Source organism: Pseudomonas sp. HMSC063H08 (assembly GCF_001813645.1).
Lineage (GTDB): Bacteria > Pseudomonadota > Gammaproteobacteria > Pseudomonadales > Pseudomonadaceae > Pseudomonas > Pseudomonas aeruginosa.
In genome coordinates this window covers 10,409-23,398 of sequence record NZ_KV813369.1, presented here as the reverse complement: position 1 = coordinate 23,398, position 12,990 = coordinate 10,409, and the positions used below count along the sequence as shown (strand labels likewise).

Sequence of the window (12,990 nt, the reverse complement as noted above, 5' to 3'; positions counted from 1 at the left end):
TTGTCCTCGCCCGCATAGAGCACATGCAGGATGGCGCCGACCAGCAGCGCGTGCGAAGTCTTCTCCCAGTGGTTGCGGCGTTCGAGCGCACCTTCGGGATCAACGAGAATGTCCGCGATGTTCTGTACGTCGCGCACTTCATGCGCGCCGCGCCGGACTTCCAGCAGTGGGTTGTACGCGGCCGACTTCGGATCGGTCGGGTTGAACAGCAGGCAGTGCGAGAAGCGCGAACGCCAGCCGGCCGTGATCTGCCAGTTCTCGCCCTTGATGTCGTGGATGACGGCAGACGCTGGCCAGCTCAACAGCGTGGGCACTACCAGGCCGACGCCTTTGCCGGAGCGCGTCGGCGCGAAGGTCAGGACGTGTTCCGGGCCTTCATGCCGCAGGTATAGGCCACGATGCAGGCCGAGAAACACGCCGGCAGGCTTGTCCAGGCCGGCCTTGCGAATGTCTGCGGCTTCGGCCCAGCGTGCAGAGCCATAGGTCGTGACCAGCTTCGATTGCCGCGAGCGCCATACGGACATGGCAATAGCGACCAGCACGGCCACCAGGCCGCTGCCGCCAGCGATTGCGCCGCCGGTGTCAAAGATGCGCGGTGCGTAGGCGTCGAATGAGAACCACCACTCGAACAAGCGCCAAGGGTGATAGACCGGCGTGCCGAGTAAGTCGAACCAGGGCGAGCCAAGGCGTACTTGATAGCCCAGGGCGGCGGCTGTCCACTGCGTGGCGCTCCACACGCCGGCAATTACGATGCCGAACACGACACCGATTTGCCCGAACAGCACACCTTGACCTTGCATCCCGGCCTCCGCTTTCTCCTCGTTGTCACGCGGCACAAAAGCGTGCCGCACGCATAAGGATCGGAGTCAGGTCAAGGGTTGGTCAAAGACCGTTATCGGCAGGAATATCGCGGAAAAAGCAAGATTTCATGCACGGGCGAATGTACGGAAAACGCCGCCTACGACGGCGGGTTATGGCGTGTCGAGCGATATACGCGCGGCGCATGCGAATGCTTGCACCCTGAAAGTCGAAGTGCAGCACCCATCCCCTCAGAGCCACCCGAAAAATTCGCAGACTGCCTGCCGTTGCGCCAGCGTGTCGCGCTCACCCAGCGCCATTACCTCCTGGGTGAATGGAGCCTCGAACAGCAGATAGCTGACCAGGGCGGCGCCGCTCAGGTCGCCGCTCGCGCTGGACGAGCCGACGCCGCGCAACAGGGCGCGCACGGCCCGCGGTAGGTGCTTTTGGTGGCGTGCCGCGATGTCGTCGATGCGCTCGCTCGGCGCAATCACCAGCGCCTTCACCGGACGTAGTGAGGTGGCGAGGCGCTGGCCCAGCGTCATCATTCCAAGGGTACGGTTGACGCGCTCCATACGCTCGATGTCCACCGTGAGCGCGTCGAGAAATATGTTCGACAGCACGTGTCCTCCGACTTGGGCCAGTGTCGGGTAGCCGCCGTTACGCACGAGTCGCCCGCGAGGTTCGTGCATCCGACCAACGCCGACGATGAGCATACGTTGCGCGCCCAGGTGGATGGCCGGAGAGATCGGCGCGGTCTGCCGCATCGAGCCGTCGCCGTACCAGCCGGCATGCTCCATATGTTCGATGCGTTGTGCCGGGAACACGAATGGGATAGCCGCCGAAGCGAGCAGGTGTGCCAATCCCAGCCGCATGGGCACGGCCAGCCGCTGCGAGCGTTCGTAGCCCGTCATATCGCCGATGGACTCAAAGAAGGTGAAGTGCTCGCCGCTGGTGTAACTGGACGCGCCGATCGCCAGCGCACGCAGATGGCGCTGGGCCAGCATGTGCGGCAGCAGTTCCAAAGGCGCCCAATGTCGCAGCAGTTCGGCTAGTGGTCCATTGTCCAGTAGTGAATGCGGTCCTTCTTTGCGCCAGCGTGCCAACATCCAGCCTACCGAGATCGCGCTCAGCCACTGTGCGCCGCTGCGAGCGATACCAAGCGCGTCGGTGCGATACACCTGACCAGCATTGAAGTTGCGCCAAACTGCGGCGATGGCCTCCACGCCAGCGTCAAAGGAGTCTGCGCGACAGGCTAAAGCGGCGGCGTTGATTGCGCCTGCCGAGGTGCCGCATAGGATACCGAAGGGGTTGGGCGCCCCTTCGCCCAGGTGTTCACGGCGCAACGTCACCAAAGCCTGAAGCACACCGACCTGGTAGGCGGCGCGCGCACCGCCACCGGACAGCACGAGAGCCGTCTTTGCAGCACTAATGGCCGGCCTAGTGTGTGGCATCGCGGGCTCGCTTGATCATTAGGTAGGTGATGGCCCGATCAAAACTTCGGCTGCTCTTTCGGTGGGGTATAGGGCGCCTTCCCATCGCCAAAGAACCGTCGATTCGTCGCCTCAGCCACACGATTGCAGAGTTCGTCGCCCAGCTTGGCGCGATCCGTCTTGCACTGTTGCCGCAGTTCCTTCAATCGTTGGGGATTGGCGGCAAGTGCCTCTACCGTTTCGGTGGGTTCGGATTTGCCGCAGGCGGTCAGCATCGCAGCAAGCAGAATCAGCACAATCTTGTTCATGGCTCGATTTCCTCCGAAGCATCAAGGTCGGGTAGTACGGTCGGCTTCTTCGTCGCGGATGGTTCAAGGGTGCTTGTTCTCTCGATGAAACGAGCCAACACTTCCGAAGGCTCGTTGCCCCGGCGCAGCAGGTAAGTAGTGAGCATGGGTGTGCGGCCAGCCAGAGGCCGCGCGACCACACCCTGTTCACGGCTGGCGGCAATCTGCGAGGCTCCGGCCAGCCCAAGGGCGAAACCTGCTGCCACCATCGCCATCATCAAATCAACGGAGGCCACCCGTTCGGCGATCAACGGCTCTTGATCGACCCTACGCAGCACCCTTTCAATCTGCCGCGTATATCCTTCGCACGCATGGGGATCGCCAAGCACCAGCGGATGGCGTAGCACTTCCTCCAGTGGGATGCGCTTGTACGTCAACAGCGGGTGCCGAGAGGGCACCGCCACCATCAAGGGATCGCTCCAGACAGCTTCGGCGACGATGCCGTCGCCAACTTCATCCGACCGAGCAAACCCCACGTCGTAAAGGTCGTCGTGCAGCCCTTTGATCTGCTGGGCCAGCGAAACTTCGGATAGACGTATCTCGATTTCCGGTTCTTCTTCGCGACACAATGCTAGAAAGGTTGAGAAGCGTGAAGGCGGGATGCCATCCGATAGCGCAACGCGCAACTGGTTATGAAAACCGTTGGCAGCCGCCTTCACGCTGTCGCGCGCCTGCTGCAAAGCCGTGAAGACGCGCGGCACGTGTTCCAGAAATAGCTGGCCTGCGCGAGTCAGTCGGGTGCTGCGTGTATTGCGCACGAAAAGCTGTGCACCCAAGTCTTCTTCCAGCTCTTTGATCGCGCGCGATAGGGGAGACTGCTCAATGTGCAGCCGCTCAGCAGCGCGAGCAAAATGCAATTCCTCGGCGACTGCAATAAAGCAGCGAAGATGGCGTATTTCCATCGCAGTCTCCTAAGCGGACCGCTCGCGCCTTGCCGGTGCAATTTGCACGGTTCCCATTCTTGTCGCAGGCCACGAAAGCTGTCGGCAGTAGAACCTCGGTTAAGTTAGAAAGCTCTGATTTACAGGTGAGTTGCTCAGTTCTTCCGCTGCGCGGGCGTTTAGAAGCATGTGCCTCAAGCATCGCTTGAGAGCATCAATATCCTTCTCATTCATTCCATCGAAGAGGATGGCGTAAGCGCCGTCAAAGACCGACGGCAGTTGCGAAGCCGTTTCCTTGCCATCGCGTGTTGCGAGGAGATACGTCACTCTGCGATCACGCTCGCAAGGAACTCTCTGAATCAACCCTCGACTAACCAGACGATCTATCAGTCGCGTAATGCCACTCGGGTAGAGCTTGTACTCACGCGCAAGGTCAACGGAGGTCATGCTTTGGCGGCACGCCAACAGCAGCAGCACGCTCGCCTGCATGCCTGTAAGGCCGCCCAGCGAAGACGTTCTCTGAGTGATGAGCTGCCAAATCGCCATGTTGGTCCGACTCATCAGATGAATGAGGCCATGTGGCACATCGGCGTTGCTTTCTCTTGCATATATCAATTGCATGTCACACCCCGTCGGCAGTATTCACGCTCCTTAGATCAATGCCCCGTGACTTTCTGGAGTGGCCCCTTCGGCCGCTTAACCAGCCAGATAGCGCCGATCGAGAGGATCATCAGCACGGTAGCCAGCGCATAAAAATCGTTCGTAGCCAGCATCACAGCCTGACCATCGACCAGGCGCGAGAAAAATGCTGTAGAACTCGATGGCGGTATTCCGGCGCGAACCGCCGCGGAAGCGATTTCATGCCCTGCATTCGGGTTGATGATTGAGACAAGCTCGGACCGGCTTGCCTTCGACATATGCTCCCAATAGGTTTGGGTCAGGGACGATCCGAGCGCCATCGAGAGCACGCGCAGGAAGTTTTGCAGGCCGGCTCCATTCGCAATGCGCTCGGGCGGCAGGTCGGAAACACCCAACGAGGTCAGCGTAATCATGCATGCGGGAATGCCTGCGCCGAGGACAAACATCGCGATGGCCACCGACATGAAGTCGGCTTGGGTCGTCAGATGCGCCCGCATGAAGAACGAGACGGCCAAGATACCCATGCCGTAGGTGACGATCCAACGAGGGTCAACCTTCGGCAGGAGACGACCGACGATCGGTGAAGTCGCCACCGCGAGAATGCCCATCGGCGCGGTAGCGAAGCCGGCCCATGTCGCCGTGTAGCCCATCTGTTGCTGGAGCCACAGAGGCGTCAGCACGATGTTGCCGAAAAAGATGCCGAACATCAGGCTCTGCGTGATTGAGGAAACCAGCCAGTTGCGCGAGCGGAAGACGCTCAGGTCGATCACGGGATCGGAGTCGGTGAGTTCCCAAATAATCAGATAGATCAGCGAAACGGCTGCAACGATGGCGCACGTGACCACTAGCGGCGAAGCGAACCAATCCAGCTCGCGGCCCTTGTCGATCATGATCTGGAAACTGGTGACAAAAACCACCAGAAGCGCCAGACCGATTCCGTCGATGCGGGAACGCTCCGTGGGTTCGTCCCGGCCCCGAAGCACTTTCATGGCGCCCAGCATGACCAAGATGCCGAACCCGAAGTTGATGTGAAATATCCAGCCCCAGTGCCAGTTATCCGAAATGATCCCGCCCAGGATTGGGCCGAAGATCGGGGCCACGACCGTCATCATTCCCCACAACGAGAGCGCGATGTTTGACTTGTTCTTGGGGAACACCGCCAGCATCAACGTCGATGACAACGGAATCAGCGGTCCACCGGCCAACCCCTGCAACACGCGAAAGAAGACGAGGCTTTCCAGAGACCATGACAGGCCGCAGCACACGGAGAACAGTACGAATGCCACGACGCAGATCATGAACAACCGTACTTCGCCGACCTGGCGAACGAGCCAGCCGGTCAGGGGGATGGTGATGGCCTCCGCAACAGCATAGGACGTGATGATCCAAGTGCCCTGGCTCGTCGAGACACCCGTCGACCCCGAGATCGTGGGCATGGCCACGTTGGCGATGGAGGTATCGAGCACCACCATGAAATTCGCCAGAGACAGGATGATTGCCGCGATGACCAGATCCATCCCGGAAAGCGGCTTGTGTTCCGTGGAAGTCATGTCACTACCTCGTCGCAACCGGCTGGGACTCACCGTGGTCGCGCAGATCGACGGTAGCCTCCATTGACAGACCGACCCGCAGCGGATGCTGCTTCAACTGCTCGGGATCAATCCAAATCCTGACGGGCAGCCGCTGGACCACCTTGATCCAGTTGCCCGTGGCGTTCTGCGCGGGAATCGCTGCGAAGGCAGACCCTGATCCTCCAGCGAAGCCTTCGACACGGCCCGTATAAACGACATCGCTGCCGTAGAGGTCCGAGGTCAGTTCCACGTGCTGCCCGGGACGGACCTTCTGCAACTGGCCTTCCTTGAAGTTCGCATCGACATAGATGCGGTCGATCGGCACCACGGTCATCAGCCGCACGCCAGTCTGAACCTGTTGCCCAATCTCCACCGAACGCTGCGCGATGACGCCATCGAAGGGCGCACGCAGCACCGTCCGTTCAAGATTCACGCGCGCCTGGTCAAGCCGCGCCTTCGCCGCGAGTACGGCGGGGTTGTCATCGACCGTGCTATCTACGATCAGCGCCGAGTTGGCCGTCCGGGCGCCGCTTGCAGCTTCCTTTGCGGCCTCGGCAGCGCGAACTCCGGCTTGAGCCTGCTCCAGCGCAGCGCGCGCCTCGCGCAACTGCGTCTGCGCATTCGTCAGCTCCTCTTTCGAGACAGCGCCTTCTTCAACCAGGTTCTGCCTACGGCGCTCGTCGATGACCGCTTTTTCATAGGCGGCAGTTACACGGGTCAGGTCACTGCGAGCGGTGGCGATTTCGGCAGCACGCAGGGCCACTTGTCCCGCAAGGCTCTCGTCATTTCCCAGCAGTTGCCGTACTTGGCGCTGAGTACGCGCCAAATCCGCCTCGGCCTGCGCGACAGCAATCTTGGCGTCGGTATCGTCCAGAATTACCAACACGTCGCCAGCCTTGACGGCCTGCGTGTCACTGACCTTGACTTCCTTTACAGGGCCGGCAACGAGTGGTGTGATTTGGGCCACTTCCGCTGCCGTGTAGGCGTTATCCGTGGTGACGGATTTGCCTGCGAACAGAAGCGCCCACGCACCGTAGAGAACACCGATGGCGACCAAACCAACCGTCGCAATTAAAACGAGACGTTTGCGCTTCGCCCGCTTTTGTGAAGCCTCCGGCGTTGTGGAAGAATCTTGAGGGTCAGGGGGCATCGGAGCACTCATCGGGTCACCTGTTCATTCATTGAGGAATCGGAAAAGCCGCCGCCAAAGGCCTTTGTCAGCGCAATGTCGAGGGATAGGCCGCGCACCCACAGGGCATTGACGGCCATCCGCGCATTGAGCGCGGCATCCTCCGTCGTTAGCACGGTTTGATAGTTGGATAAGCCGCCCTCGTAGCGGCGCTTGGCGAGTTGGTAGGCTTTGTCGCTGCTGACGACCGCCGACTCCGTTGCTTCGAGGCGGATCGGAAGCGCTTGCAAGCTCCTCACCGCGTCCGCGGTTTCTCTCAATGCTTGGACCAGCGCATCGTTGTAGCTGGCTACTGCGAACTCGTATTCGGCCCAGGCTCGGCTGTAGTTCGCTCGGAGCCTTCCACCCTCGAAAATGGGCAGATGGATGGCGACTCCGGCACGGCCCGCGTCGGAACCCGAATCGAACAGGCGGTTCAGGCCCAGCGACTCGTAGCCAACCAGGGCGACCAGATTGACGCTGGGATAGAAGCCTGCCTTTGCAACGCCGATACGCTTGGCGGCCGACTCCACGCGCCATCGCGCTGCCACGATTTCGGGCTTGCGCCCGATCAGATCGCTCTTCAGTGTTTCCGGAAGCGCCAGGGACAGGCTCGGCGAAAGATGCGTCTCGTGGATATTCAGACCACGATCCGGTCCACGCCCCAGCAGAGCCGCGATCCCATTGCGAGCCAGTTCTATCCGCTCTTCCACGTCGGCCAAGTCAGCCCGTGCCAGCTTGGCCCTCGCATGTGCCTGTTCCAGTGTTGTCTGTGTATCGAGGCCCTGGTCAACGCGGCGCATCGCCATGCGCTCGGAGTCCTCACGATTTCTGAGCGTGTCGCTCGCCAAATCGCGCTGTACATGCAAGCCATTGAGTTGGACATAGCGGCTTGCAAGCTCCGTCGTCAGCAGGACGCGGGCTGCGGCGGCATCGGCTTGCACCGCCAGCGCCTCGGATGTGGCCGCATCCAGCGCGGACCGGTTCTTTCCCCAAAAGTCGAGTTCCCATCCGAAATTCAGAGAAGCCGCGCCATAGTCGTTCCATCCCTTGGGAACGACATCCTTTGGGAAGATGCTGTTGTACGTCAGCTTCTGCTCGCTGGCGGATGCGTCCAGTGAGACAGAGGGAAACAGCGCTGCGCGCGCACCTTTCGATCGCGCAATAGCGGCATTGAGGCGAGCCTGCGCTTGCGCCATCGACGGCGAGCTAGCCAGCGCTTCGTCCATCAATTGGTCAAGTTGTGGATCGCCAAAGGACTTCCACCACGCCTGCGTCGGCCATTCACCGACAGGCGCCCCAAGGCTCTTGTCGGCCGCAAGCCCGTCCATTGATGCGGGCTTTTCCATCGGCCCCAGGTCCGGGATGGAGGCGCATGACGCCAGTACTGCGCAGCAAATCGCTACCGCAGCGGTTTTGCGCCATGCGGCAGAGGACTTATCGACGAAGGATGAATATTGGAGCGATGGGCTTGACATGGAGGCACCCGTGACTTGGCATGGCGCCATGCTAAACCGATCGGTTCGGTTTAGTCAAGAGCGGAAGTCAAACAGGAAATACAGCAATGTCAACATGTTGTGGAAAGACAATACAGTACCGATCGGTTTGACTTGGACCGCTTATGTGCTATCGTGCGGCTTTACTTTCCGCAGCGGTGGACCGAACACATGACCACTTCGTCAGCGCGCTCGAAGGCGAGCACGCCTTCCAAGCATCCCTCGTCCGCTGGGGGCGCAGTGCAATCAGAAAAAGCACGCCTTGTCCTTGCCGGCGCAAGGACTGTCTTCTTGGCAAACGGCTTTAGCGCTGCGACGACCGACATGATTCAGCAGGCCGCCGGCGTATCGAAATCGACGGTGTATTCGCACTACCCGAACAAGGAAGCTTTGTTCGTGGCCGTCGTCGAGGCCGAATGTGAGCGGTTTCTTAGAGCCGTTCGAAAGCCCAAGTTTCCAGAAGAACGGCTTGCCGATATTCTGAACGCGATGGCGCTCGCCTACTTGGAGATTGTGCTGTCGCGCGACGGGTTGGCGCTATACCGCATGATTGCGGCCGAAGCGCCGAGGTTTCCCGAGCTTGGGAGGCGCTTCTATCTGGCCGGCCCTGCCGCCATAAACAACATCGTTGCGGAGACCTTGGAAGTCGCTGCCTCGAAGGGAGAATTGGATCTTGGAAGTATCGGATTCGACTCCGCGGCCTCATTGTTCGTGAACATGGTGCGCGGTGAGGCCCAGATGCAGTGTGTAATGCACCCTGATGCTCCGGCGTCCGCTGCCCAACGGGATCGGTGGGCGAAAGATGCCGTCACTACTTTTCTTCGCGCCTTTCAGAAGAATAATGGCTGAGTGCAGTCTTCGCGTAAGCGATGCCTCTCGTTCCATGCGGTAGCGTTCAATCAGCCAATAGCGGGGCCGCGTGGTCGCCCCAGCTCCCACGATGTTGAGGCTCCTCGTACCGTCACGGCCAGTTGCCGCCCCAGCCGTTGCTCGATCACCGGCTTCCACGGCACCAGCGAGAACCCCATGCCGTCGTCGAGCATCGCGTAGCGCCCGCTGGCGAGCATGACGGAACGCCGGTAGATACCAGTCACGCGCCGCCCGTCGGCCACCGGCCGATGCTCCAGGCCGGTTTCGGCGGCGATGTCCTGCGCGGCCTTCGCCAATTCACGCCCGCGCAGCGTCCCCAGCAGATTGCGCGCGAGGACGACGCGCTGCCCGCGATGCTCGGCCAGTCCCTGTTCGGCCAGGAAGTCGGCGCGTTGACGTAGCGCATCCTTGACCTCGGCTCCAAAGCCCAGGTCGCCCAGGCCCTTGCCGCCGCCGATCAACTGCTGGTCGAGCCAGGTGGCGCCGATCACGCGGGCCTGCCGCTCGATGGGCAGGTGCGATTTCAGCTCGACCGCCACACCACCACCGAGGCGCTGCGCGTCGTACTGGCGGCCTCGCTCGGCCAGGTCGGCGGGCACGCGCCAGACGCCTTCAGCCTCGCGCTCCACGATGCCAGCGCGGCGCAGGGCTTCGAGCCGGCGTACATGGGCGGCCACTACCTCGCGCGGATCGCGTTCGTTCATGGCCTGACCTTGGGCGAGCGCAAGGTGATGATCGGTGCGGTACACGCCATCGGCGGCCAGCGCGGCGATGTTCCGGTCGGCGGCGCGCACGTCGGCCGTGCCTTTCACCTCCACCACGGCCCCGGTCGGGTACTGCTCTAGCTCGGCACGCGGCGGCAGCGTGACGTAGTGCGCCTTGCCGTCCGCGCCATCGACGATCAGATAGCCCTTGTCGTACAGCTCGTCGGCCAGCCCCTTGCCGACGACGCGACCGATGACGGCGCGGCCACCCTCGCCGGCCTGGAACACGGCCAGTTCGCGCTGCTTGCCGCTCATCGCCCGTTGCATCGTGCGGATGATGTCGCCGCGCTCGCCCATTGCCCGCAAGGTTGGCTCGGCGTCGGCATGGACGGCCCACGTACCGGGGTGCGGTTCGGACGCCAATCCCATGCGTTGTAGGTGTTGCAGGCGGCCGATCAGCACTTGCCGCTGGCGTTGCAACCCGGGTTCGGCGAAGCGTTCGACGCGCACCAAGCCATCGTCGGCGGCCTCGCGCTGCAAGGTGCGATCCAGGCCCGTCCACCGCTCCTGATCGACTTCGCGCTGCATGGCGCGCTGCATCTCCAGCTCGGTGCGCGGCCCCAGCCATTCGGTCGCTAGTTCCGACGCACGCCGGCGCATCCCCTCGGCGATGTAGTCGCGGGAAATGATGAGGTCTTTGCCGGTGTCATCCTTGCCGCGTAGGACGACGTGCGTGTGCGGGTTGTCGGTATTCCAATGATCGACGGCGACCCATTCCAGCGGCGTGCCGAGGTCGGCCTCCATGCGCGCCATCAGGTGCCGGGTGTAAGTGCGCAGGTCGTCGAGTTGTTCGGCATCCTCCGGCGAGACGATGAAACGGAACTGGTGCCGGTCGTCAGCGCCGCGCTCCTTGAACGCTTCGAGGTCGGCGTCGTCGGTCGCCGGCCCGTAGGCGTGGCCCGGCCCGCCCTGGCGATCGACGCCTTCGCGCTCGATGTAGCGCAGGTGCGCGGCGGTCGAGCGCGGCCCAGCCTGCGCCAGATTCACCAGTCGCGCCTTGATCGTCACGCGCCGGGCGTTGGCCCCAAGTCCCCGGCCAGCGAAGCGCGCCGCGACATGCCCGCGGCCTAGCCGGGAACCGGGTCGCTGGCCGACCTTGCCTGCCACCTTGCCGAGCTTCGTGCCGGCTTTGTTGGCCTGCCGCAGCACCTTGTTGACGAAGGCATCGCCGCGCTGTTTCGGAGCGCCAGGCCGGACGCGGAATCGGTCATCGTCGCGCTGGCTCATGGCGTCGCTCCGTCCAAGACCAGCGCAGTCCAGCGGACGAAGCACGCGACTTCGCCAATGCCGATGCGGCATTGCGCACCTTCGCGGCACGCTGCCGCCCCGTGGCGCGTGCCGCGCTCCCCCCACGTGCAGACAAGGTTTTCAAGCGGCCATGTGCCGCGACCTTTTATCTTGCCTTCCGCCTTTGCCCTTCGCTGTCGCTCCGGGCGTCGGCGGCCCGGCGGCGCTGCGCTGCTTGCAACCCGCCCGCCGGCGAACGCGCCAATGGCTGCAGGCCGGGCGCGTTCGAGGCAAGACGCCTGCACGTTGGACGGCTGCGCCGGATGTTGCGCGAGGCGCGGCGCGGATGCGCCCGCGCTGCACGCGCGACGACACGGCGGCAGCCACCGGAACGACATGCCCGATGGCACGATGAGATGCACGGCAACGTGCAGCGAATCGGCGGCCATCATGGGCGTGTTTCCAGCCAGACCGGATACGCGACGCCGATCACGGCGGATGCGCTGACCGGCCCGAAATAGCGGCTGTCGAACGACGCTGGATTGGTCACGCTCAACAGGAACAGCTCGCCCGATTCGAGGCGGCGGCAAAGCTGCAAGGATGGCAGCGGCCGGCCCAGCCGGTCGGCAGGCAGCGCGGCGGCCGCAGGCACGCCGTCGATGCGTACCTGCCCGGCGACGATGCAAACGTGTTGCGGCGCGACCGCGCCCACACGTTTGAGCAGCGGAACGCGGGTCGGCAGGTAGCCGCGCTGCGCAGCCAGCATGGCGGCCCTGTCGGGCAGCGGCACCAGCACGATGCTGTCCACGGACAACGGACGTGGCAGCGAGGCGGTGCGCGGGTCGAACGGTTCGATGCGATACCAGCCGACCGCCACGCTGTCGGACGGGTTGTAGGTCAGACGCGGCAGCGGCGACACGAAAGCCGCCCAGGCCAGCGCAGCGAGGCCGACGGCGGCGAAGCCCGCCAGCACGATGCGAACGCGCAGGCGCGAGCGAGGTTGCGGCGCGACTTCGTGCGTGCATGGGGTGTTGGATTGGGTCGTCATGGCAGCGCCTTTCCGGCCAGCCAGGCGGCGTGCCGCTCGGCGGTGTATTCGGGCAGCGCCAGGCGGGCCGCCAGACGGTTGCCCAGCGTGCGCCAGTACGCTGGCGACACGTCGATGGCGGCGATGCCTTGCCCTTCGATGCCGTCGATGCGTTCCAGCACGGCACGCACCGCGTTTTCGCCTTCGGCGTGCAGCAGCAGGCGTGCGCCGGGCCGCACGCCGGGGATGCGCTGCATGTCGTCCAGCGGCGTGGCGGCTTGCATCACCATGAGCTGCCAGCGGATCGTGCCGTAGTCGTTTGCTTCCCAGCGCACGCGGCAGAACATTGCACGCGGCAGGAACACCGCGCAGCGCCGCCAGCGGTCGAGCCGCAACGTGCGTGCCGGTTCGCCGAAACGCAGGTAGAGCTTGAAGCGCGGTTCGATGTAGGCGAGCGATACGCGCGTCAGCGGCACGCTGCCGGCCTGGCCGGCGAGCGTCGAAAGCGAAGGCGGCGGCGCAGCAGCCGGTGCAGCCGTCGCCGCGTGAGCGGCAGGCAAGGCGGATGCGTTCATGGCAGGTTCTCCGGGCGCTTGTCGGGGAACTCCCGTTCCAGCAAGCCGCGCAGCAACTCGGCCACGGTCACGCCCTGGCCGAAGGCGGCGATCTTGATGCGTGCACGTAGCGCGGGCGTCACGTCGAGCGTCAGGCGGGCCGTATAAAGGTCGCCCTTGTTGAGCGCATCGGCATCGCCCTGGCGAATCCACGC

At 63.2% G+C, this 12,990-nt stretch carries 14 protein-coding genes; 1 reads left to right on the top strand and 13 read right to left on the bottom strand.

All coding sequences use genetic code 11. The features are described from left to right. The 8 genes from HMPREF2924_RS05760 to HMPREF2924_RS05725 form a co-directional block, all read right to left on the bottom strand. Positions 1-800 (bottom strand): type IV secretory system conjugative DNA transfer family protein (locus HMPREF2924_RS05760; protein ID WP_168172952.1); only part of this gene is annotated, 800 nt, incomplete at its 3' end. A gap of 249 nt (positions 801-1,049) precedes the next feature. Beyond that, a complete protein-coding gene (locus HMPREF2924_RS05755) occupies positions 1,050-2,207 on the bottom strand; it encodes a patatin-like phospholipase family protein (RefSeq protein WP_228770476.1) in 1,158 nt (385 codons plus the stop codon). An 83-nt stretch (positions 2,208-2,290) separates the two neighbouring features. Further along, complete coding sequence (locus HMPREF2924_RS05750) at positions 2,291-2,539, bottom strand: EexN family lipoprotein (protein ID WP_023124812.1); 249 nt, start codon at positions 2,537-2,539, stop codon at positions 2,291-2,293. After that, positions 2,536-3,480, bottom strand: a complete 945-nt coding sequence (locus tag HMPREF2924_RS05745; protein ID WP_023124811.1) for a LysR family transcriptional regulator — start codon at positions 3,478-3,480, stop codon at positions 2,536-2,538. The genes HMPREF2924_RS05750 and HMPREF2924_RS05745 overlap by 4 nt, the downstream gene beginning before the upstream one ends. Positions 3,481-3,579: 99 nt before the next feature. After that, on the bottom strand, positions 3,580-4,080 hold the full coding sequence (locus HMPREF2924_RS05740) for a MarR family winged helix-turn-helix transcriptional regulator (RefSeq protein ID WP_049876657.1): 501 nt from the start codon (positions 4,078-4,080) through the stop codon (positions 3,580-3,582). A 35-nt stretch (positions 4,081-4,115) separates the two neighbouring features. Then, on the bottom strand, positions 4,116-5,648 hold the full coding sequence (locus HMPREF2924_RS05735) for a DHA2 family efflux MFS transporter permease subunit (protein WP_023124810.1): 1,533 nt from the start codon (positions 5,646-5,648) through the stop codon (positions 4,116-4,118). Positions 5,649-5,652: 4 nt separating this feature from the next. Next, on the bottom strand, positions 5,653-6,831 hold the full coding sequence (locus tag HMPREF2924_RS05730; protein WP_023124809.1) for an HlyD family efflux transporter periplasmic adaptor subunit: 1,179 nt from the start codon (positions 6,829-6,831) through the stop codon (positions 5,653-5,655). Then, on the bottom strand, positions 6,828-8,315 hold the full coding sequence (locus tag HMPREF2924_RS05725) for an efflux transporter outer membrane subunit (RefSeq protein ID WP_078463496.1): 1,488 nt from the start codon (positions 8,313-8,315) through the stop codon (positions 6,828-6,830). The genes HMPREF2924_RS05730 and HMPREF2924_RS05725 overlap by 4 nt, the downstream gene beginning before the upstream one ends. 189 nt (positions 8,316-8,504) lie before the next feature. On the opposite strand from HMPREF2924_RS05725, the gene HMPREF2924_RS05720 reads away from it, so the two are divergent. After that, positions 8,505-9,182 (top strand): TetR/AcrR family transcriptional regulator, encoded by a 678-nt coding sequence (locus tag HMPREF2924_RS05720; RefSeq protein WP_078463495.1) that lies wholly within the window; start codon positions 8,505-8,507, stop codon positions 9,180-9,182. A 50-nt stretch (positions 9,183-9,232) separates the two neighbouring features. Here the strand turns inward: HMPREF2924_RS05720 and HMPREF2924_RS05715 are convergent, their stop codons facing one another. From HMPREF2924_RS05715 to HMPREF2924_RS05700, 5 genes are all read right to left on the bottom strand, one after another. Further along, complete coding sequence (locus HMPREF2924_RS05715) at positions 9,233-11,194, bottom strand: relaxase/mobilization nuclease domain-containing protein (protein WP_023124807.1); 1,962 nt, start codon at positions 11,192-11,194, stop codon at positions 9,233-9,235. Beyond that, on the bottom strand, positions 11,191-11,646 hold the full coding sequence (locus tag HMPREF2924_RS33970) for a hypothetical protein (RefSeq protein WP_071543047.1): 456 nt from the start codon (positions 11,644-11,646) through the stop codon (positions 11,191-11,193). The genes HMPREF2924_RS05715 and HMPREF2924_RS33970 overlap by 4 nt, the downstream gene beginning before the upstream one ends. Beyond that, positions 11,643-12,242, bottom strand: coding sequence for a S26 family signal peptidase (locus tag HMPREF2924_RS05710; RefSeq protein WP_023112221.1), 600 nt, complete (start codon positions 12,240-12,242; stop codon positions 11,643-11,645). Before HMPREF2924_RS05710 ends, HMPREF2924_RS33970 begins: the two co-directional genes overlap by 4 nt. Further along, positions 12,239-12,796, bottom strand: coding sequence for a DUF2840 domain-containing protein (locus tag HMPREF2924_RS05705; RefSeq protein WP_021204046.1), 558 nt, complete (start codon positions 12,794-12,796; stop codon positions 12,239-12,241). The genes HMPREF2924_RS05710 and HMPREF2924_RS05705 overlap by 4 nt, the downstream gene beginning before the upstream one ends. Then, positions 12,793-12,990: chromosome partitioning protein ParB (locus HMPREF2924_RS05700; protein WP_070700408.1), on the bottom strand; the 198-nt coding region annotated here is incomplete at its 5' end. The genes HMPREF2924_RS05705 and HMPREF2924_RS05700, both read right to left, overlap by 4 nt.

Coding starts and splice junctions, on each gene's coding strand:
- HMPREF2924_RS05750 (WP_023124812.1), bottom strand. CDS start 2,539: ATGAACAAGATTGTGCTGATTCTGCTTGCTGCGATGCTGACCGCCTGC.
- HMPREF2924_RS05745 (WP_023124811.1), bottom strand. CDS start 3,480: ATGGAAATACGCCATCTTCGCTGCTTTATTGCAGTCGCCGAGGAATTG.
- HMPREF2924_RS05740 (WP_049876657.1), bottom strand. CDS start 4,080: ATGCAATTGATATATGCAAGAGAAAGCAACGCCGATGTGCCACATGGC.
- HMPREF2924_RS05735 (WP_023124810.1), bottom strand. CDS start 5,648: ATGACTTCCACGGAACACAAGCCGCTTTCCGGGATGGATCTGGTCATC.
- HMPREF2924_RS05730 (WP_023124809.1), bottom strand. CDS start 6,831: ATGAGTGCTCCGATGCCCCCTGACCCTCAAGATTCTTCCACAACGCCG.
- HMPREF2924_RS05725 (WP_078463496.1), bottom strand. CDS start 8,315: ATGTCAAGCCCATCGCTCCAATATTCATCCTTCGTCGATAAGTCCTCT.
- HMPREF2924_RS05720 (WP_078463495.1), top strand. CDS start 8,505: ATGACCACTTCGTCAGCGCGCTCGAAGGCGAGCACGCCTTCCAAGCAT.
- HMPREF2924_RS05715 (WP_023124807.1), bottom strand. CDS start 11,194: ATGAGCCAGCGCGACGATGACCGATTCCGCGTCCGGCCTGGCGCTCCG.
- HMPREF2924_RS33970 (WP_071543047.1), bottom strand. CDS start 11,646: ATGATGGCCGCCGATTCGCTGCACGTTGCCGTGCATCTCATCGTGCCA.
- HMPREF2924_RS05710 (WP_023112221.1), bottom strand. CDS start 12,242: ATGACGACCCAATCCAACACCCCATGCACGCACGAAGTCGCGCCGCAA.
- HMPREF2924_RS05705 (WP_021204046.1), bottom strand. CDS start 12,796: ATGAACGCATCCGCCTTGCCTGCCGCTCACGCGGCGACGGCTGCACCG.